This is a genomic window from Candidatus Thioglobus sp., assembly GCF_028599055.1.
Classification (GTDB): Bacteria; Pseudomonadota; Gammaproteobacteria; order PS1; family Pseudothioglobaceae; genus Thioglobus_A.
The window spans coordinates 13,360-32,243 of record NZ_JAQRMS010000001.1 but is presented as its reverse complement, the minus strand read 5'-3'; the positions used below and the strand labels follow the sequence as shown (position 1 = coordinate 32,243).

Below are 18,884 nucleotides of genomic sequence, written 5' to 3'. Positions count from 1 at the left end.
ATTTAACAACCTAAAATTTCTGCAATCACTCTAATTTTGTTTAACGCCTCACTTTCGGCATTTTGACAAATAAGAACACTCTGCTTATTAATGGTTGAAACTGATTCAATATAATTGCGCATCTGAACCTCATTCCAACTTTCACGTGTATACAAAACCGGAATGTGGTTGTAATACAGCCATTGACCAGCCAGTGTTTCAACGGGTAAAGTGCACGCCAGCTGCTTGGTTGATTGAAAAGACAGTCGATAACCTGCTAATAATGCCATAACATCCTGACTAGGCACTTGCTCCAATTCACAAAATAAAGTGAAATCCGCTTTATAATCTGCCACCGAATCTAACAATGAACTCAGTGTATTAGTATCATTGAGTTGCTCATTGGTAATGCTCAACACCAGCTCAAACACCTCTTTCGATTCACTTAATTCATCAAAAACAAGCTCCAAATCTTCTTGGGTATCAATGGGCAAGCATAGTGCTTTAAATTGGGTTGAATAGTAGTCAAAGCGCCATTCACTGGGTAAATCATCTGGGTAAAAATCATCTACCAAATCAAGGTCACAACGACCAATTAAAAACTCTGTTTCGTTCATCTTCTAATGCCTGGGCTTTATAATAAGCAAAAATTTAACAAAAAATCAATATGCCCGATATTCTACTACCAATTATTGCCTTGCTATCAGGTTTTGCACTTTTAATTTGGAGTGCAGATGAGTTCACTGATAATGGCGCAAAAATAGCGAATATATTTAATGTTTCACCACTTATTATCGGTCTGCTTATTTTTGGTTTTGGTACTTCTGCGCCAGAGATGTTGGTATCTGGATTGGCCGCCATGGATGGCAACACTGGGCTCGCCATCGGTAATGCAGTTGGCTCCAATATTTTCAACATTGCTTTGGTTTTAGGTATTAGCGCAATTATTGTACCCATTGAAGTGCATAAAGATATTTTGAAAAAAGAGTGGGTGTTTTTAATGATTGCCACTCTATGCGCAGGACTGTTGCTAATGGATCAACAATTAGACCGCACAGACGGATTAATTTTATTAGTTTTGCTCATATTATTTTTAACTTACACCTTTAAAGAATCTAAAAACTCCTCTCATCATGAATTTGGTGATCTGGCACAAACGATTGATAAAAGCCAAACCACCAAAGCCTGGGTGATGCTGTTGGTTGGACTAATTATGTTAATTTCTAGCGCGAAATTGGTGGTTTGGGGCGGTGTTGAAGTGGCGAAAGCTTTTGGTGTCTCTGATCTAGTAATTGGACTCACCGTAGTTGCCCTAGGCACTAGTCTGCCAGAGCTAGCAGTTTCAATTGCCAGTGTACTTAAAAAACAATATGAAATGGTGGTAGGCAATGTGATTGGATCAAACCTATTTAACACCATTGCGGTACTTGCTATTCCTGGCTTAATCCACCCTTCAGATGTGCCACTAGAAGTCATGCAGCGCGATTACCCCATCATGCTACTGCTGACCGTATTACTATTTATTGTGTCTTATAAATTTGGCAAAAAGCACATTATCAATCGATTTGAAGGCGGAGTTTTAGTGACTGTGTTTGGCTTATACATGTGGCAATTATTTTGATTATTGAGCTAGAGGACGTCAATCAAACTCAGGCTTTCGCCAGTCAATTAGCCAGTTGTGCGGCTCACTCAAAACAAGGCCTGGTTATTTACCTCGAGGGTGATTTGGGCGCTGGAAAAACAACGCTAGCTCGTCAATTTATTCAACACTTTGGGTTTGACCGGGTTAAAAGCCCAACTTATTCTTTGGTTGAAAGCTACATTAACGAACAAATCAGCATTCATCATTTTGACTGCTATCGCCTCAGTGATCCTGAAGAATTAGAATATATTGGTATTCGTGAATATTCAGGCGCAGGACATATTCAATTAATCGAATGGGCCGAGTTAGGCCGAGGCATGATTGAACCCGCTGACATGGTGATTAACCTCAAAGGTGAAGATGATCATCGCACCCTAACCATCAACACACATAGTAACGCCGGCGAACAGCTTTTAGCGTGCATCAATAATTAGTATTGTAATGTTGTTAATCGCACTCCTTTAAACGCCAAATAAAAAATAGCAAAATAGCAGCGATTGCAAGCAACATCCACTGCAATAAGCGCACCTCTCTAACCAAATAAATCGAGATTGAAAAACTAACAACTGTTAACAAACTGGCGCGAATTTTGATTTTACGGCTGACGGTTTTAGTTTTCTCCCATTGTCTTAATAAATCACCAAACCAGGGGTGCTCAAGTAGCATTTGATGAAATTTTGGCGAGCTTTTGGCAAACAGTGCTAATGCCAAAATAAGAAAAGGTGTGGTTGGCAAAATGGGTAGAATTACACCAATCGCCGCTAGAATAACAAATATCCAACCCAGTGAGATGAATAGATTTTTTTGTATGGTTTTTTTCATGCAATCAGCTTAAATTGCATTGGCAAACGATTTAAGCTTTAGTTGGTGCGTGACCTTGTTCAGGTTCGGTGTAATCTGGATCGTTCGGATTCATGAACACAAAGCTATAGTCTTCACCTACCTGGATCTGGTCAAAATCAACCACCATCCCTTCAAGCAAGGCTTTTTGCTCGTAGGCAAGAATGTATTCAAGCCCATTGGATTCAAGATGGATATCACCATCACGACGCTCATCAAAACCCATTAAGTATTGAAAACCATTGTCGGTTTGATCAACAGCAAAGCGGATAATTAACCCTTGCGTTTCAGGATTGTGAGTTGATAGAGAGATCTCTTCTGCTGCTTTTTTAGTAATAGTGATCATAATGAATTTTTCTTAGTTTTGATAAAATCAACAAATTGCTCAACCCACTGATTACCAGCAAGATTGCGTAGATGTGTATAGCTAGCTAGTAAATTATACTTAACGATACCATCACGCTTATTATCCACACCCACGCCACGCAAAACCTCAAAAGCGTAGCGTGTATTGGGATCAATGTTTTCTAAAGTTGAGTAATGAAATTCGTGTGCTTTAATCGTGCTAGCAACTGATTGCCAAGGGTGTGTTGTTAGTGGTGCTAACTGCACATATCCACGGCCAATTGGCTTGGGCGTCATTTTAGTATCTGCATCAATAACACCAACCATTGAATAACACTCGTCTTTGCTGGTAATTTGATTGGTTAAGTACATCAAGCCACCACATTCTGCATAAGTAGGCAGCCCTTGCTCTATTTTGTGTTTAATATCGCTTAATAATGATTGATTATTACTAAGTGACGATAATTGCATTTCTGGAAATCCACCACCAATAAATAGCCCATCACAGGCCGGCAACTGTTGATCACTCAAGCTATCAAAATATTTAATCTTAACACCAAGCGCTTCAAATTTGTCCAAGTCATCTTGATAATAAAAACCAAAACACTGATCTTTTGCTACAGCAACAGTAAGTTTGGACTCAACTAGGTTGATTGCCACTTGACTAGTTTTTTCTGTTTCTGCCTGACGTTTAACCATACGCTCAAGATTAACCTGATCTGCAATTAGGCGTGATGCGGTATTAATAAATGCTTGTGATTGTGGCGTTTCATTGGCAGGCATTAAGCCTAAATGACGCTCATCAATAATTAACTCTTTAGAACGTCGCACTGAGCCAATCACCTCAAGATCTGTGTAGTGTTCAATAGCTTGAACCAGTTTTGACTGATGACGCTCACCCGCTACTTTATTAAGAATAACACCGGCAATATTAACCGCTGGATCAAAATCTTGATAGCCTTTTACCAGTGGTGCCACACCTCGAGTAATGCCGGTTGTATCCACCACCAAGACCACAGGAATATTTAATAGTTTGGCCAGGTCAGCATTGGCATCACCACCAGCAACACTCATACCATCATACAAGCCCTTATTACCTTCAATAATAGAGACATCAGCTAATGAATGTTTAGACTGATACAGCTCAATAATCTCAGCCTCAGTCATGTTATAAAAATCAAGGTTATAACATGACTGTCCACTGGCTTGTGTCAGCCAAATTGGGTCAATGTAATCTGGGCCTTTTTTAAATGGCTGTACAGTTAATTTTTGAGCGCTCAGAGCGCCACAAATCCCCAGACTAACAACAGTTTTGCCTGAGGATTTGTGTGCTGCAGATAAATAGACAGACATGAATGCCTTGCCCTAATGGCTATTAGCCCTTATGATGAGGATCAGCCACATCATCTGCCAAACTCTCTGGCAAAAACGGCAAGAACTTAACTAGGTAAGTTACTGCAATTAACGATACTGCAATACCACCCAAGCCTAACATTAGCTCAGCCAATGTTGGTGTGTAAGCAGCAATACCACCGTAGCCTTCAAGAATTTCTTTACCTGGGAATAGCTCCATTGGGTAAGCCTGGCCACCAATAATAATGACGTATAACTGCACAAGGCCGCCAACAATAATCAACACTGAAGCCAATCCAAGCATTGTACGGTTACCTCTAGTTGCAGGTGAATACAATAAAGCTAAGGGTACCAAGCTACCTAAGATGATTTGACCGTACCAGAATAATTGAGTATAAATACCACCATCAACTAAGATGAAATTCTCAACACCCGAATTTTCAACAAGATATAAATTACCTACATGGTATACCGCAACAAAGTAAAGTACTGCCGCTACAAATACACCCAAAAGATTACTTAAGCGATTGACAATAGCATCACCTAACTGGCGCTCAGTCCACTTGTAACTTGCCATTAAAATCAAAATGAAGAATGCTAAACCAAATGCAAAAGACATAATTACAAACATTGGTGCCATCATAACGGCATCATAAGCTTGTCTAGCCACCAAGAAGCCGAAAATTGAACCGGTACCAGTCGTTAAAATTAAACGCCAAGTAAAGGCAGCAACACCCACTGTACGGCTGTATTTATTCATACGACGCTCGAACATCATCCATAAATAAACAGCAACAATTGCAAAGAAACCGTTATATAAAATAATATTCCAAGCAAAAATTGAATTGAAGTTGTACTCAGTCATCGCCACAATCAAACGATCTGGACGACCTAGGTCAAGCACTAACACCATCAAACCACCTGCAAGCAAGGCCAAAGCAACTAAGCCTGATAAGCGTGATAACGGTTTGTAGATTTTCTTTTGAAAAACTGATGCAATTGAAGCAACATTAAGCGCACCTGAAGCGGCAACAATCAAGAATAAGGCAAATACATGTGGCAAACCCCAAACAATACGATTACTCATACCAGTCACGTGATGACCGTTATGCTCCATGTAATAAACACCTGCCAAAGCAGCTAAAATAAAAGCGCCCAAGCCAGCAATCAATGCATAAAAACCAAGACTCTTACCCTGTGTTTGTTCGTAACGAATAATACTCATAATCTACTCTTAAATTCCACTGTAACGTACGCCCGTATTCAGATTTAAATCTGCACGGATTTGTGTACTTTGAACTTTCTTTAATGTCTGATTGATCTTACTAGTTGGATCGTACAAATCACCAAAGATAACCGCATCGCTAGAAACACTAGCAACACAAGCGGGCGCCTCACCCTTGTCAACTTTGTGTACACACATCGTACAAGCTTCAACTGTACCTTTACCACGAGGCATATGGGTTTTTTGATTCGTTAATGATTCGTGTACGAATGAACGGGCGTCATATGGGCATGCCATCATACAATAACGACAACCAATACATAGATGCTTATCGACCAGCACAATGCCGTCTTCGCGCTTCATTGAAGCGTTAGTTGGACACACATCCACACAAGGTGGTTCTTCACAATGCTGACACATTAATGCCAAATTGCTAATGCGCTCAGTTGCCTTATCTTTAACCTTAATTTTCTTAATCCAGCCTGCTTGCTGATCACCCGTTGAGTGGGTTTCATTGCCCCAGCCATGCTCTTCTTGACAGGCGTTAACCATATCGTCAATATTAGACTCAGTTAACTTATTGGTGTCAATTAGCATACCCCAACGTTTTTCGTTGGTTACCGGATTAGATTCTTTTGGTAGTGCTGCATAGGTTGTTAATGTAATACCACTGGCAATGGTTGCCACACCAGCTGTAGTTGCTGTAGTAGTTTTAATAAAATCACGACGATTTAATTCTTTCATTACATTTCCTCCGCAGGTGTTGTACGATGACAAGAGAAACAATCAAGACTCGTTCCTACCTTTTTATGACAAGTAGAACAAAATTGATCCGGCGCATTAACTGGAATAAATTCGCCATCTTTATCAACTGACGTATGACATTCCACACATTTGCTCAGTTGAACAACACCACCACGCACACCTTGGCGCAATGTTTTATCACGCTTGTGTGACAACAGCTCAGGATGCATTTTACGTTGCAAAATTAAGCTTGCCGCATGGCTCATGCCATCACGCTTATGCGCTTCTTTACCCTCATCCTTAAACTCAGTAGCTTTCTCACCAAGATTAGGAATGTGGTGATCAGCCTGTGCAACAACACTGCTTAACATCACACTTAAGAACACAATCAATAAACGACTCATAATCACTCTCTTTAAAAAAATTAAATCGTATTACTCACCAAGACCCATCTGAATGTAGCCTGTAGGACATACGTCAGCACAAATATGACAACCAACACACTTATTGTAATCAGTATCTACGTAACGACCTAAAGTAGCTTTGTCAGCTTTCACTTTAAATACTGCATCCTGAGGACAATACATGACACAGTTATCACACTCAAAACATAAACCACATGACATACAACGCGCCGCTTCTGTTTGTACTTCTTCTTCTGTGTAGCCAATTAAACGTTCTTCAAAGTTACCCAATACGTTTTCAGTATCAACCACTTTATGATTACGCGCATTACGCTCTTCGTTATCAAAGTGACCTAGGAATAATTCAGTGTGAGAAACGATTGATGCATACGCACGATCTTCGTAGTTATGAATTGCATAATCAGCTGTATCTGTACCTTCACCAGCAGTACCGCCCGCTTCATAACCTTCTGGAGATAAATCCCACTCATCAAGCTTCTTAGCCAAATCAAAGTAATGCACGTCAACCTTGTTACGTGCTTTTTGATTATTGCCTACTAAATAATCATCAATACTTTCAGCAACAATACCTGCTTGTCCAATTGCAGTAGTTAATAAGTGAGGGCGCACAACGTCACCACAAACAAAGAAACCTGGCTTATTAGGTACCTGGTAATTTTTGTCAGCATCAATAAAGCCATATTCGTTAAAGAATGAATCATCCATACCTTCAGAGTCAACACCTTGACCAATCGCTGATACGATTAACTCACACTCAATATCAAACTCAGAACCTTCAATTGGAGTATTGCCATCATCTTCTAGGCGAACAAAACGTAATGCGGTTGCACGACCCTCACCATCAGTAATTACTTCAACTGGGCTTAATTGACCTTGAATATCAACACCTTCACGCGTTGCATCATCAATTTCTTCTTGTGCTGCAGGCATGTCTTCTAGGGTAGAACGCGTTGTCAATAATACATCTGCACCTAAACGCTTAGACGTATCAACCACGTCGTGCGCTGTGTCGTTAAAGATGATGTGCTCTGGACGATCCTTATCAGCAATATTAGTAATATTACCCAAACGACGAGCAACTGATACAACGTCGATTGATGTATCACCACCACCAATACAAATTACTTTACCGGTAATGTGTTGCAAACGACCTTGGTTGTAAGCTTCAAGGAAAGCCACACCAGATACACAGTTAGAAGCGTCACCACCCGGAATTGGCAGTGTACGACCACTCATTGCACCGATTGCAAATAATACTGCGTCATATTCTTTTTCTAATTCTTCAACCGTTACATCGACACCTACTTTAGTGTTCATCTTAGTTTCAACACCGGTTGCAATAATACGATCAATTTCGTGACCTAATACATCACGCGGAACACGGTAATCAGGAATACCGTACATCATCATGCCGCCTAATTGGTCGTACTTTTCAAATACTGTTACTGCATGACCACTACGACGCAATTGCAATGCAGCCGCAAGACCACCACAACCACCACCGATAATCGCTACTTTCTTGCCTGTATCTGCCGCATCGATTTCAAATGTGTAACCCTCTTTCTTAGCGTTATCACCAATAAATTGCTCAACCGCATTAATACCAACCGTGTCTTCAACTTCATTACGGTTACAGCCATCTTCACAAGGTGCTGGACATACACGACCCATAACCGATGGGAATGGATTTGCAGATGTAGAACGACGGAAAGCGTACTCTTGCCATGACATATCGCCTGATGGCTTTTCCATACCGCGAACGATATCTAACCAACCACGGATATTATGACCAGAAGGGCATGAACCTTGACAAGGAGGTGTTTGAGTTACGTAAGTAGGACACTTATGAGAAGTATCTTCTTTAAAGATCATCTGATTCCAAGGTACTGCACCCTGTTCATCATCTTTATATAATCTAAACGTATGGTTTTCACCTTTAGTGGGTTGACCGTAAGCATTCTTTTGCATAATAAATCTCCTTGTTTTTATTCAGTTTCTGCTTCCTGAGCCTGTTCAGCGTCAGTTGCATCAGTTTGTGGCTTGTCCAAAATAATTGCATTACTCACCAATTGGTGAACACTAACAATCATGTAAGGATCAAAATCAAATTTAGGTAATACTTTGGTAAATTGTGACTTACAAATTGCACAAATTGCGGCTAAAGTATCAACACCATTGTTCTTTTCTACTTCTTTTAGGGCTTGCATTCTCGGCATAGCGCCCTTAACACGAATCTCCATTAAGTCATCGGTTAACAGGCCGCCGCCACCGCCACAACAGAATGTAGATTCTTTAATGGTTGATCTTTCCATGTCAACGTAATTATTACAAACCGCTTTAATTACCTCACGTGGAAGAATGAATTGACCGCCTTCAATACCGCCCATGTTTGTTGCACGTGCAACGTTACATGAATCGTGGAAAGTAACCGTACGGTCGTCATTTTCTGACTTATCGAATTCTAGCTTATTTCTTTGAATTAAATCATAAGTGTATTCAATAATATGTTGTGGCTGTGGGTAACGATGATCCAACTGCTTTTGCAATTTCATCGCATGCTCATCACTAGATTGCGCACCAGCACCAACACCACTTAACGTGTTCCAGAAGCTATAAGCCACACGCCAAGCATGGCCACACTCACCAACCATTACACGCGATACTTCTAAATCTAGTGCTGCTTTACGAATTCTTAATGCTGCTTTACGCATAATGTCATAAGAACCAATAAACATACCAAAGTTTGCACCTTCAGAGGCGTATGAACTTAATGTCCAGCTAACACCGTCTTGATAGAAAACTTTACCATAACCAATTAAACCGTCAATGTGCGGCTCAGCAAAGAAATCCGCTGAAGGGGTGATGAGTAAAATTTCACTACCCTTAACATCCAAAGGATATTTAACTGGCGCACCAAAATCCTCTTCAACTTCTTCTTCTAAATCTAGCAAAGTATCTTTTAATGCTGGCTCAGGAAGGCCAAGGTTATTACCAACGGTAAGCGCCTTGCCTAAAATTTGGTTACAGTATTTTTGACCCAAACCAACGGCATCTAACACTTCACGAGCTGCCATCGAAATTTCAGCTGTATCAATACCGTACGGGCAAAATACTGAACAACGACGACACTGTGAACACTGGTGAAAATAGTTGTACCAATCATCCAACATGTCATCGTCAAGTTCCTTAGCGCCCACTAACTTAGGGAAGTATTTACCCGCAAAAGTAAAGTGACGGCGATAAACACTACGGAATAAATCTTGACGCGCAACCGGCATGTTTTTCGGATCAGATGAACCTAGGAAATAATGACACTTATCAGTACACGCACCACATTTAACACATGAATCTAGAAATACCTGAACTGAACGGTATTTAGATTTAAGCTCACCCATTTTGGCAATGGCAACTTCTTGCCAGTTGTCAACCTTTTCACCTGGAAAACCTAATGGATTCTGAAACTCTTCAGAAGATTTAAACGGACCCTCACCTTCCATAACACCTGGATTTAATTCAGGTATCTCAATGTAAGTGGGTAGTTTAGGGATATCAAATTCTTTAGCAGCCATTTTATTCGTCCTTACCTAATGTTTGTTCAAGCTTTACCGCATGCTCTTTTTCTTGTTGCAATGCCCAAGGAGAAATGTGACGCTTTTTACGCGCATCATCAACTTGGTTACGTGTTGGGCTAAAGAAAACGCCTGGTACGTGCAATAATTTAGAAATTGGAAACACTGCCAATAATACAAATACTAAGAATAAATGCACTAGGAAGTGTATTTCAGTTGGTAGATTGGCCCAATCAAAAGTAACCAAGCCGCTGGCAAATGCTTTAACTGCCATCACATCTGTATGATTATCAGTAAACGTCATGATCACACCACTAACGCCGATTACAATCAGCATTAACAACATTAAGTAATCACTTGGTGCAGAAATGTAGCGAATGCGTGGGACAAAAATACGACGTGCCAATAAACCAGCTAGACCAATTACCATGGCGAAGGCGGCGTATTTAAAGGGTTGCATTAATAAGAAAATCTCAGGCAAATCACCTGGGATAAAGTAACGCAAATGACGCACTAATACTAATAGTAAGCCAAAATGAAATAGGAATCCGAATAACCAGATCCACTTATTTGAACGGAAAAGACTTTCAAATAAAGTCACTTCACGAATCATTCTAAAAACCACACCTGTTTGTGTTAATTGGGTTGGTGCAGTTGGAATTTTTAACGGTGCCGGGGTGATCCAAAATTGATAGATCTTCTTACCCATGCCCACGATAAAAACGAATAGGGAAATGTAAAATAAAGCGGTAAAAATAATGCTTAATGTTGACATATTGCTCTCAAACTTTATGTTTAAAAAATAAAAAAACACCTGCATAAACTGCAGATGTTTTTCAATTAGCTATATCTATTTAGATACAACCAGTCGGCTTAGGAAGACCAGCGAAACGACAACCTTGCTTACCAGGACCGTAAGGGAATAAAGAGTAAAGGTACTTAGAGTTACCCTTGTCTTTACCCATTCTCTTAGCGATTGCTTTTGTTAATACACGAACTGCAGGTGCAATTTGGTACTCTTCAAAATACTCACGTAAGAAATTAATAACGTCCCAATGCTCGTCTGTTAACTCTACATCGTCGTCTTGAGCCATTTGCTTACAAATGTCTTCGTTCCAATCTTTAAGGTCTACTAAGAAACCTTCTTCATCTACTTCAGCGCCACAAATTTGTGCCATAATCGTACTCCTATATAAAAATTTTAGTTAAACCCAAGAAACCGCAGTTCCATGTTCAACAACTAGATCAACGAAACCAGCATAATCAACTAATTTGATATTATCTGCTAATTTTGAAGAAATTCCTCTTGCCTCAACATCGCCTTGTAATGCAAATACACGGCCATTAGCGGCAAGATCTGCAATCATTGATGAATTAGCGTTATTCGCTGCATTAATCACACCATCTTCAATAAATAAAATAACGCTAGTGTCGTCAATTGTATTTAAACAAGATTGTAGTGAATTACGCTCGAAAGATGATTTGTTTACTGTATGTAACATATTAAACCTCTCTTAGAAACTTAAGCAAACGTCTTGTTCAGACATGATTGCTTTAAGTTCATCATTAGTAACAACTTTAATAGAAGGCTTTTCTTCCCAGTCGTCATCTTCATCTTCATACACCAAAGGCATTAGATCAGATTCAGACAAACCTCTTTCCTCTAAAGACTCTTTAGAAACATAAAGTTTGTTGATGTCGTAATCACCTAGTGCGTGAAACGTTTTAGAAAAGTTTTTCATGCCAATGCCATCAGTTTCTTGACCTTCAACGATTTGGTAAACACCATCGTCCATAAAGGCTAAAGATACGTCTTGCTCAAAAGCAGCAGCGATTAATACCACTTCTAATGATTCAATAGCATACACCGTACCAAATGAAGATCGGCGATTTAAATACATAAATTTCTTTGTAGCCATATTAATCTCCAAATACTACTAAACGATCACACTGAATACCTGCTTCGATTAGCTGACCTAAGCCAGAAATACGAAACGCAGGGTGAATGTTGTTACCATCAATAGAGTTCTTTGATGCTTCTGACTCGTCAAGCATGCCTCGACGTAGTGCAGCAGCAACACAAACTACTAATTCAGGATTACCCTCAGCATCTTTAATGTCTAAAGATGCCCAGTTATTAACAACATGACGATCATCTTGAGGTGGTAAAGTGAAACGAGATGCATTATTCACACCATCATGGTAGAAAAATACACGCATAATTTCATGTCCATTTTCAATCGCCGCTTTAGCGAATTGAAAAGCCGTATCAGCAGCTTGGTGCTGGTACGGACCTTCGTTAACTTGAATAGCAAACTTCATCGTAAACTAACCTTAGAAACGGATGTGTGCTGAAGAGTTTAACTGGTGACGTGAACCTTTCCAATCATTGATATGGAATTTAGTAAACGGTAAGCCAGTCTTCTCAAAGAATGACGGCCAACCGATACGGTCAACCCATTCACCAACTCTTTCCCAGTCTTTTGCGTCGTCTTTGTAAACACTTAAGATGTTCTTAACAACCGCACCAACTTCCGGCCATCTTGGCGGGTTATTAGGTAGGTTAGAAGCAACTAACTTATGGAAAGAAGGCTTAGATCTCGCATTAGAGTTCTTACCACCGATCCATAAAGCAATCTTAGAGTTTTCAGGATCGTTAATTTGCATTGGCGGACATGGTGGGAAACACGCACCACAACAGATACATTTTTTCTCATCAACTTCCAATGTAGGCTTGCCATTAACCATTGCAGGACGAATCGCAGCAACTGGACAACGAGCAACAACCGTAGGACGCTCACAAACCATTGATACTAGATCATGGTTAATCTTAGGCGGCTTAGTGTGTTGAATGTTTAACGCGATATCACCTTGACCACCACAGTTAATCTGACAACATGAAGTTGTCATGTGAACACGGTTAGGCATTTCTTCACGAGTGAATTCTTCATGCATCTCGTCCATCAATGACTTAACCACACCCGATGCGTCAGTACCTGGAATATCACAGTGTAACCAACCTTGAGTGTGTGAAATCATAGTAACTGATGGGCCAGTACCGCCCACAGGGAAGCCAGCTTCAGTTAACGCGTTAACTAACGGCTCAACTTTAGCTTCATCTGCAACCATGAATTCAACATTTGAACGCATGGTGAAACGAACAAATCCGTCAGCGTAGTCATCAGCAATATCTGCTAATTTTTTAATGGTGTAAACGTCCATTTGACGTGCTGTACCACAACGAACCGTGTAAATTACTTCATTGTTTTTTGAAGTATGACGTAATACGCCTGCACGAGGACGGTCATGGTAAGCCCATTGACCGTAGTTACGACGCATTGTTGGATGCATGTATTGAACAGGATCTGGAACTCCAGATTCGATAGGCATAATTGGTGCTGCTGCCATAATATTTCTCCTTGATATAATCGGGCAATTAAAATTGCCCTAAAATTTTTAAAACTAGTAGGGTGTCTTAAGCGTTAGCTTCGGCTTTATTTTCAAACCATTTAACCGCTTCCTCATCCCAATCGTCCATACGAACGTATGAAGATGTACGAGTTTGGTTAATCATGTTTGGATCAACATTGATGCCGATACCTTCTAAGAAGTTTACAACACCGATACGCTCAATCATTTCACCAGTTCTTTCGTGCTCTAATGCATTCTCAGCAAAGAAGTCGATTACTTCACCAGCTAGATCTTCAATAGTTTCTAAATCATCAGCATTGTCCATCTTCATAAATGGCACGATTACTGAACCGAATAAGTCACCAATCTTAAGTGTACGCTTACCACCCATAATAATCATTACACCTTTATCGTCGCCTGTAGCTAAGATAGGCTCAACATCACCTTCAGCAATATAGTTGTGAGTTAATGGAGAAGTTACGTTTAAACAATGCATACATTTAACACAGTTTTTATTGTCAATTGACAATGAGTTGTCGTCGTTTAATGTCATTGCAGAAGTAGGACAACGAGAAGTAATATTATCAACTACGTATTGAGTACCTTTGTCTGCAACCATTGCTTTCCAAAGATCTTGGTTGATTTTAATATCATCTCTCCAAGTACCGATGGTTGCAAAGTCAGCACGTTGTACTGAGTTCATACAATCATTAGCACAACCAGAAACCTTAAATTTCATTTTGTATGGTAATGCTGGACGGTGCATATCATCTAGGAATGCATTAACAAGAGTTCTTAATACTGCTTGCTCATTAACATTTGACATTTCACAACGTGAAGCGCCAACACATGACATACCAGTACGTACCGCAGGACCCGCGCCACCCATGTCAAAACCGTAAGCATTGAATTCGTTGAAAATCTTCTGAGTAGTTTCTTCAGTTGCACCTTGTAACATAATGTCACCAGATTGACCATGGAAACCGATAAGACCTGAACCGCCGTTCTCGGTAAACATATCACACATATCTCTTAATAGAGTAGATGTGTAGTGCATACCTGCTGGTGGTTGAATACGTAACGTATGGAATTCACCTGCTGCAGGGAATTTGTAATCACCGTTATCATCTTTTAATTCGTTAAAACGTGGAATTACGCCACCACCATAACCGATAACACCAACTGTACCACCTTTCCAGTAACCTTTTTTAGTTACGTAAGATGTTTCAAGTGTACCTAGTACGTCGCGTGCCATGTCAGCACCTGCGTGGGTATCGTTTGCTAATCTCTTAAGACCAGTTACAAACGAAGGCCATGGACCTTTTTCCAACTCATCAAGGTTGGGTGTGTTATATAGCTCTTTTGCCATTTTATCTCTCCGATATATTTATATAAATCTTTAAAACCGTTCGCTTTAAAGATGTGAACGGGACAAATTATACTTAAATGCAAGCGAAAACCACCGTTTTATAGTGGTATCACCATCTATCCCTTAGGGGATATAAATAAGATTTTTAAGAAAAAACCGGCTATGGATAGCCGATTTAGATTGATATTATGACGCTAAATATTCGTCAACACGTTGAGCAACACCGCGACCTTCGTTAATCGCCCATACCACTAATGATTGTCCACGACGACAGTCACCCGCGGTAAAAATGCCCGCTTGTGATGTTTGGTATTGATCATACTCAGCTTTGTAATTACCACGATCATCTAGCTCAATTTGTGCGTCATCACTTAGATAATACTCTGGTGAGACAAAACCCATAGATAACAACACTAATTGCGTATCCCAAGTTTTTTCACTGCCAGCAATTTCAGTTAATTGGCCGTCATTGAATTCAACGTCAATAGTATTTAGACCCACTAAATTACCTTGGTCATCTTTAATGAATGACTTAGTCATTAATTGATATTGTCTTGGATCTTTACCAAAAACACTTTGTGCTTCAGCGTGACCATAATCAACCCGGTAGATCAATGGCCAAAGAGGCCATGGGTTGTCTTCTGCACGCTCTACAGGTGGCTGTGACATTAACTCAAAGTTAACCACTGATTTAGCGCCTTGGCGTACAGCTGTACCGATACAATCTGTACCTGTATCACCACCACCAATAACAATCACATCTTTACCTTTTGCTGATAGATCTGAGCGATCCTCATGACCTGTATCCAGCAAACTCTTAGTATTTAGCGTTAGATATTTCATGGCCATATGTATACCCTTGGCGTCACGATTATCAACTGGTAAATCTCTGGCTTCACTAGCACCTGTGGTAAAAACAAGTGCATCGAAATCTTTTTGTAGAGCTTGTGTGGTGATGTCTTTACCAACATTAACATTAGTGATAAATTCAATACCACAATCTTTCATCAAATTAATACGGCGATCAATCACGTCTTTGCCTAATTTCATATTTGGAATGCCGTACATCAACAAGCCGCCAATACGATCATCGCGCTCAAACACAGTAACACCATGACCTAACTTATTCAACTCTTCAGCGGCTGCTAAACCGGCTGGTCCTGAGCCAATAATAGCAATCTTCTTGCCTGTTCTGTATTCCACACTATACGGCTTGATCCAGCCTTGTTCATAGCCTTTATCAATAATTGCTTGCTCGATATTTTTAATGGTAACCGCTGGGTTATTCATACCCAATACGCACGAACCTTCACAAGGCGCGGGGCAAACACGGCCGGTAAATTCAGGGAAATTGTTGGTCTTTAATAGACGCGTTAATGCCTCTTCCCATTTATCGTTATAGACTAAATCATTCCATTCAGGAATTAAGTTGTTAATAGGACAGCCATCGTCTGATTGACAAAAGGGCACGCCACAATCCATGCATCGAGCACCTTGCTGCTTTAAATTCGCCTCGTCATAAGTACCAGTAAAAATCTCACCATAGTCTTTAAGTCGTAACTCAACAGGACGATAATCTTCTGTTTTTCTATCAAATTCTTTAAAGCCAGTTACTTTTCCCATCTCTCAAAACGTGTCAATCTAAAGCGCGTAATTATGCCATATTTGCCTTGAAAATGCATCTATAAAAAAAGATGAAATAGTTTGCTTGAACGCTTCAAGGTTTAACTGTATAATTGCCCTTTTTTATAGAAACAAATATTTAAGGATACGTTCAAATGAATTTAATTGATCAAATTGAAAGCGAACAACTTCGAACTGACATTCCTGAGTTCGGCGCAGGCGATACAGTAATCGTGCAAGTTAAAGTGCGTGAAGGCGACCGTGAAAGATTACAGGCGTTTGAAGGTGTTGTAATTGCTAAGAAAAACCGTGGCATCGGCTCAGCATTCACTGTTAGAAAAATCTCTCATGGCGAAGGCGTTGAAAGAGTTTTTCAAACACACTCTACCATGATTGATTCAGTTGAAGTAAAACGTCGCGGTAAGGTTCGTCAAGCGAAACTTTACTACCTTCGCGAGCTTACTGGTAAGAAAGCAAGAATTAAAGAGAAGTTGGTTAAGAAATAATCTTAGCTTAATTCTTTTAACAATACCGGCTACTAGCCGGTATTTTTTTGGCTAAAATTTATGTAATGAATAACGACACGTTAATTAATCAATTCTTAGATCATTACTGGCTTTCATCGGGTGCAACTGACAATACACTGAAAGCTTATCGATCTGATCTTGCTATGTTTGCAAAATGGCTTGATCACTCATTAACAAAAGTCAGTGATCAAACTATTACACAATATTTTGATTATCGTCAACAAAACCAATTTAGCAGTGCCACTCAGGCGCGCGTGCTGACTTGTCTCAGGGTTTTTTATCAATATTTATTAACTCAAGATATTATTCGAACAAACCCTACCAACAAACTCAATCATCCCAAGCAAACGCAAAAATTACCTGTTTTTCTAGCCATTGATGAGGTGAGTAATTTGTTAGATGCGCCCGACACAAAAACCTTATTTGGCTTGCGCGATCGCGCCATGCTTGAACTTTTGTATTCATGCGGATTGCGTGTTAGTGAATTAATTAAACTTGATCTTCAGCATTTAAATTTGACCGAAGAATACATTCGCATTATCGGCAAAGGTGAGAAAGAAAGAATCCTACCCTTGGGTGAGCTTGCTATTGAGCATTTGCAAAATTATGAGCAAAAATCTCGCCCTCACTTATTGAAAAAAGGTCAGACCAATGGTTATTTTTTAACTAACCGCGGCACTAGCATGAGTCGACAAAATTTCTTTTATATCATTAAAGCTTATGCACTTAAAGCTGGCATTGACAAGCCACTTTCCCCTCATACACTACGTCATGCATTTGCCACTCACCTCGTACAACAAGGTGCTGATTTACGCTCTGTGCAATTGATGCTGGGGCATAGTGATATTGCCACTACGCAAATTTACACACACATTCAAAATGTGCAGCTTAAAGCGCAGCATTCAAAACACCACCCTAGAGGCTAATTTTTACCTCGTCTTTTTCCTTTCCACTGTGTTGACTTTAAAAAAATATTCAATCACATAGTTGCATCTATGTTCAATCATATTTTTTATCGTCGCCTTATGGAAAGAAAAAAATACTTGTAAAAAACGATTTAGAAAATTTAGGAAATCTTAAGAATTAATTGAGTTTTAACCAAATTTAGTGTTTTTTAAGTATTTTTAATGACTTTTAACCACTAAATATCGACTTTTAGCGCATTTTGTCGACAAGTTTTAGAAAATTTCGTAAATTTTCACTTTCATCAATACTTTGCTATTTTTTGTGTGATTTTTTGATGTTTTGCAAGGCAAATCTTTTTTATCTTTTAGGAGTGCACAATCTAGTGCATGACTGAAAATAAAAATAGATTTAACAAAGCAAAATGCGAAAACTCGCGCAAAGACTACAAATACTGAACTTCGAGTATCTCGTAGATAATATCACCCGCCGGCGCTTTGACTGTCACCTCATCACCTTCTTCATTGCCCATTAGTGCAGCGGCAATTGGCGAATGACAAGAGATTTTATTCAGATCGATATCTGCCTCATCTTCACCCACGATTTGATAGGTAATTTCACTATCATCTTCGATGTTCATCAAGCTAATGGTGGTGCCAAAAACACAGCGACCGTTTTGTGCAAGCTTGGCGACATCAATCACTTGCATGCGTGACAGCTTAGATTCCACCTCTTTAATACGACCTTCAATAAAACCCTGTTCTTCTTTAGCGGCGTGATATTCTGCATTTTCTTTTAGATCGCCGTGCGCTCTTGCGGTGGCAATTTCTTCAATGATGCGTGGTCGATCTTCGTCTTTAAGTTTTAGTAATTCAACTTCAAGTGCTTTCGCACCAGCAACGGTCATTGGAATGCTATCCATACTAAAC

General features: G+C 39.8%; 22 protein-coding genes. 4 read left to right on the top strand and 18 right to left on the bottom strand.

Annotation, left to right across the window (positions count from 1 at the left end):
- Positions 1-2: 2 nt before the first annotated feature.
- Positions 3-596, bottom strand: coding sequence for a hypothetical protein (locus PSN35_RS00180; RefSeq protein ID WP_300028068.1), 594 nt, complete (start codon positions 594-596; stop codon positions 3-5).
- A 50-nt stretch (positions 597-646) separates the two neighbouring features.
- On the opposite strand from PSN35_RS00180, the gene PSN35_RS00175 reads away from it, so the two are divergent.
- Both PSN35_RS00175 and tsaE read left to right on the top strand, forming a co-directional pair.
- Positions 647-1,600, top strand: coding sequence for a calcium/sodium antiporter (locus tag PSN35_RS00175; RefSeq protein WP_300028065.1), 954 nt, complete (start codon positions 647-649; stop codon positions 1,598-1,600).
- Positions 1,585-2,055, top strand: coding sequence for a tRNA (adenosine(37)-N6)-threonylcarbamoyltransferase complex ATPase subunit type 1 TsaE (gene tsaE / locus PSN35_RS00170; protein ID WP_300028062.1), 471 nt, complete (start codon positions 1,585-1,587; stop codon positions 2,053-2,055). The genes PSN35_RS00175 and tsaE overlap by 16 nt, the downstream gene beginning before the upstream one ends.
- Before the next feature lie 13 nt (positions 2,056-2,068).
- Here the strand turns inward: tsaE and PSN35_RS00165 are convergent, their stop codons facing one another.
- From PSN35_RS00165 to PSN35_RS00090, 16 genes are all read right to left on the bottom strand, one after another.
- A complete protein-coding gene (locus tag PSN35_RS00165; protein WP_300028059.1) occupies positions 2,069-2,443 on the bottom strand; it encodes a YbaN family protein in 375 nt (124 codons plus the stop codon).
- A 31-nt stretch (positions 2,444-2,474) separates the two neighbouring features.
- Positions 2,475-2,807, bottom strand: coding sequence for an iron-sulfur cluster biosynthesis family protein (locus tag PSN35_RS00160; RefSeq protein WP_300028057.1), 333 nt, complete (start codon positions 2,805-2,807; stop codon positions 2,475-2,477).
- The gene (locus PSN35_RS00155; RefSeq protein WP_300028054.1) at positions 2,804-4,159 is read right to left on the bottom strand and encodes a cobyrinate a,c-diamide synthase; all 1,356 of its coding nucleotides are present in this window, start codon (positions 4,157-4,159) and stop codon (positions 2,804-2,806) included. The genes PSN35_RS00160 and PSN35_RS00155 overlap by 4 nt, the downstream gene beginning before the upstream one ends.
- 22 nt (positions 4,160-4,181) lie before the next feature.
- Positions 4,182-5,384, bottom strand: a complete 1,203-nt coding sequence (nrfD, locus tag PSN35_RS00150) for an NrfD/PsrC family molybdoenzyme membrane anchor subunit (RefSeq protein ID WP_300028052.1) — start codon at positions 5,382-5,384, stop codon at positions 4,182-4,184.
- A 9-nt stretch (positions 5,385-5,393) separates the two neighbouring features.
- Complete coding sequence (dsrO, locus tag PSN35_RS00145; protein ID WP_300028049.1) at positions 5,394-6,128, bottom strand: sulfate reduction electron transfer complex DsrMKJOP subunit DsrO; 735 nt, start codon at positions 6,126-6,128, stop codon at positions 5,394-5,396.
- Complete coding sequence (locus PSN35_RS00140; protein WP_300028046.1) at positions 6,128-6,532, bottom strand: cytochrome c3 family protein; 405 nt, start codon at positions 6,530-6,532, stop codon at positions 6,128-6,130. Before PSN35_RS00140 ends, dsrO begins: the two co-directional genes overlap by 1 nt.
- A 30-nt stretch (positions 6,533-6,562) precedes the next feature.
- The gene (locus PSN35_RS00135) at positions 6,563-8,521 is read right to left on the bottom strand and encodes an NAD(P)-binding protein (RefSeq protein ID WP_300028043.1); all 1,959 of its coding nucleotides are present in this window, start codon (positions 8,519-8,521) and stop codon (positions 6,563-6,565) included.
- Between the two features lie 17 nt (positions 8,522-8,538).
- Positions 8,539-10,122 carry a sulfate reduction electron transfer complex DsrMKJOP subunit DsrK gene (gene dsrK / locus PSN35_RS00130; RefSeq protein WP_300028040.1) on the bottom strand — a complete coding sequence of 528 codons (1,584 nt, stop codon included), beginning with the start codon at positions 10,120-10,122 and terminating at the stop codon, positions 8,539-8,541.
- A gap of 1 nt (position 10,123) precedes the next feature.
- The gene (locus PSN35_RS00125; RefSeq protein ID WP_300028038.1) at positions 10,124-10,897 is read right to left on the bottom strand and encodes a respiratory nitrate reductase subunit gamma; all 774 of its coding nucleotides are present in this window, start codon (positions 10,895-10,897) and stop codon (positions 10,124-10,126) included.
- Positions 10,898-10,976: 79 nt separating this feature from the next.
- Positions 10,977-11,300 (bottom strand): TusE/DsrC/DsvC family sulfur relay protein, encoded by a 324-nt coding sequence (locus tag PSN35_RS00120; protein ID WP_300028036.1) that lies wholly within the window; start codon positions 11,298-11,300, stop codon positions 10,977-10,979.
- A gap of 27 nt (positions 11,301-11,327) precedes the next feature.
- Positions 11,328-11,624 carry a sulfurtransferase complex subunit TusB gene (gene tusB / locus PSN35_RS00115; RefSeq protein WP_053951021.1) on the bottom strand — a complete coding sequence of 99 codons (297 nt, stop codon included), beginning with the start codon at positions 11,622-11,624 and terminating at the stop codon, positions 11,328-11,330.
- 12 nt (positions 11,625-11,636) lie between these two features.
- Positions 11,637-12,041, bottom strand: a complete 405-nt coding sequence (tusC, locus tag PSN35_RS00110) for a sulfurtransferase complex subunit TusC (RefSeq protein WP_300028032.1) — start codon at positions 12,039-12,041, stop codon at positions 11,637-11,639.
- A gap of 1 nt (position 12,042) precedes the next feature.
- A complete protein-coding gene (gene tusD / locus PSN35_RS00105) occupies positions 12,043-12,444 on the bottom strand; it encodes a sulfurtransferase complex subunit TusD (RefSeq protein WP_300028030.1) in 402 nt (133 codons plus the stop codon).
- Positions 12,445-12,456: 12 nt separating this feature from the next.
- A complete protein-coding gene (dsrB, locus tag PSN35_RS00100; RefSeq protein WP_300028027.1) occupies positions 12,457-13,530 on the bottom strand; it encodes a dissimilatory-type sulfite reductase subunit beta in 1,074 nt (357 codons plus the stop codon).
- 67 nt (positions 13,531-13,597) lie between these two features.
- A complete protein-coding gene (gene dsrA, locus PSN35_RS00095) occupies positions 13,598-14,902 on the bottom strand; it encodes a dissimilatory-type sulfite reductase subunit alpha (protein ID WP_300028024.1) in 1,305 nt (434 codons plus the stop codon).
- Positions 14,903-15,088: 186 nt separating this feature from the next.
- A complete protein-coding gene (locus tag PSN35_RS00090; protein ID WP_300028020.1) occupies positions 15,089-16,525 on the bottom strand; it encodes a glutamate synthase subunit beta in 1,437 nt (478 codons plus the stop codon).
- A 155-nt stretch (positions 16,526-16,680) separates the two neighbouring features.
- Here PSN35_RS00090 and rplS point away from each other — a divergent pair, with 155 nt between their 5' ends.
- Positions 16,681-17,031 carry a 50S ribosomal protein L19 gene (gene rplS / locus PSN35_RS00085; RefSeq protein WP_300028017.1) on the top strand — a complete coding sequence of 117 codons (351 nt, stop codon included), beginning with the start codon at positions 16,681-16,683 and terminating at the stop codon, positions 17,029-17,031.
- Positions 17,032-17,096: 65 nt separating this feature from the next.
- A complete protein-coding gene (gene xerD / locus PSN35_RS00080) occupies positions 17,097-17,978 on the top strand; it encodes a site-specific tyrosine recombinase XerD (RefSeq protein WP_300028149.1) in 882 nt (293 codons plus the stop codon).
- A gap of 422 nt (positions 17,979-18,400) precedes the next feature.
- On the opposite strand, the gene greA is transcribed toward xerD, so the two are convergent.
- Complete coding sequence (gene greA, locus PSN35_RS00075; RefSeq protein WP_300028014.1) at positions 18,401-18,877, bottom strand: transcription elongation factor GreA; 477 nt, start codon at positions 18,875-18,877, stop codon at positions 18,401-18,403.
- Positions 18,878-18,884: the final 7 nt, after the last annotated feature.

What these genes read in the sequence shown, in the direction of transcription:
- PSN35_RS00180 (WP_300028068.1), bottom strand. Translation starts at nt 596, where the DNA reads ATGAACGAAACAGAGTTTTTAATTGGTCGTTGTGACCTTGATTTGGTA.
- PSN35_RS00175 (WP_300028065.1), top strand. Translation starts at nt 647, where the DNA reads ATGCCCGATATTCTACTACCAATTATTGCCTTGCTATCAGGTTTTGCA.
- PSN35_RS00165 (WP_300028059.1), bottom strand. Translation starts at nt 2,443, where the DNA reads ATGAAAAAAACCATACAAAAAAATCTATTCATCTCACTGGGTTGGATA.
- PSN35_RS00160 (WP_300028057.1), bottom strand. Translation starts at nt 2,807, where the DNA reads ATGATCACTATTACTAAAAAAGCAGCAGAAGAGATCTCTCTATCAACT.
- PSN35_RS00155 (WP_300028054.1), bottom strand. Translation starts at nt 4,159, where the DNA reads ATGTCTGTCTATTTATCTGCAGCACACAAATCCTCAGGCAAAACTGTT.
- nrfD (WP_300028052.1), bottom strand. Translation starts at nt 5,384, where the DNA reads ATGAGTATTATTCGTTACGAACAAACACAGGGTAAGAGTCTTGGTTTT.
- dsrO (WP_300028049.1), bottom strand. Translation starts at nt 6,128, where the DNA reads ATGAAAGAATTAAATCGTCGTGATTTTATTAAAACTACTACAGCAACT.
- PSN35_RS00140 (WP_300028046.1), bottom strand. Translation starts at nt 6,532, where the DNA reads ATGAGTCGTTTATTGATTGTGTTCTTAAGTGTGATGTTAAGCAGTGTT.
- PSN35_RS00135 (WP_300028043.1), bottom strand. Translation starts at nt 8,521, where the DNA reads ATGCAAAAGAATGCTTACGGTCAACCCACTAAAGGTGAAAACCATACG.
- dsrK (WP_300028040.1), bottom strand. Translation starts at nt 10,122, where the DNA reads ATGGCTGCTAAAGAATTTGATATCCCTAAACTACCCACTTACATTGAG.
- PSN35_RS00125 (WP_300028038.1), bottom strand. Translation starts at nt 10,897, where the DNA reads ATGTCAACATTAAGCATTATTTTTACCGCTTTATTTTACATTTCCCTA.
- PSN35_RS00120 (WP_300028036.1), bottom strand. Translation starts at nt 11,300, where the DNA reads ATGGCACAAATTTGTGGCGCTGAAGTAGATGAAGAAGGTTTCTTAGTA.
- tusB (WP_053951021.1), bottom strand. Translation starts at nt 11,624, where the DNA reads ATGTTACATACAGTAAACAAATCATCTTTCGAGCGTAATTCACTACAA.
- tusC (WP_300028032.1), bottom strand. Translation starts at nt 12,041, where the DNA reads ATGGCTACAAAGAAATTTATGTATTTAAATCGCCGATCTTCATTTGGT.
- tusD (WP_300028030.1), bottom strand. Translation starts at nt 12,444, where the DNA reads ATGAAGTTTGCTATTCAAGTTAACGAAGGTCCGTACCAGCACCAAGCT.
- dsrB (WP_300028027.1), bottom strand. Translation starts at nt 13,530, where the DNA reads ATGGCAGCAGCACCAATTATGCCTATCGAATCTGGAGTTCCAGATCCT.
- dsrA (WP_300028024.1), bottom strand. Translation starts at nt 14,902, where the DNA reads ATGGCAAAAGAGCTATATAACACACCCAACCTTGATGAGTTGGAAAAA.
- PSN35_RS00090 (WP_300028020.1), bottom strand. Translation starts at nt 16,525, where the DNA reads ATGGGAAAAGTAACTGGCTTTAAAGAATTTGATAGAAAAACAGAAGAT.
- rplS (WP_300028017.1), top strand. Translation starts at nt 16,681, where the DNA reads ATGAATTTAATTGATCAAATTGAAAGCGAACAACTTCGAACTGACATT.
- xerD (WP_300028149.1), top strand. Translation starts at nt 17,097, where the DNA reads ATGAATAACGACACGTTAATTAATCAATTCTTAGATCATTACTGGCTT.
- greA (WP_300028014.1), bottom strand. Translation starts at nt 18,877, where the DNA reads ATGGATAGCATTCCAATGACCGTTGCTGGTGCGAAAGCACTTGAAGTT.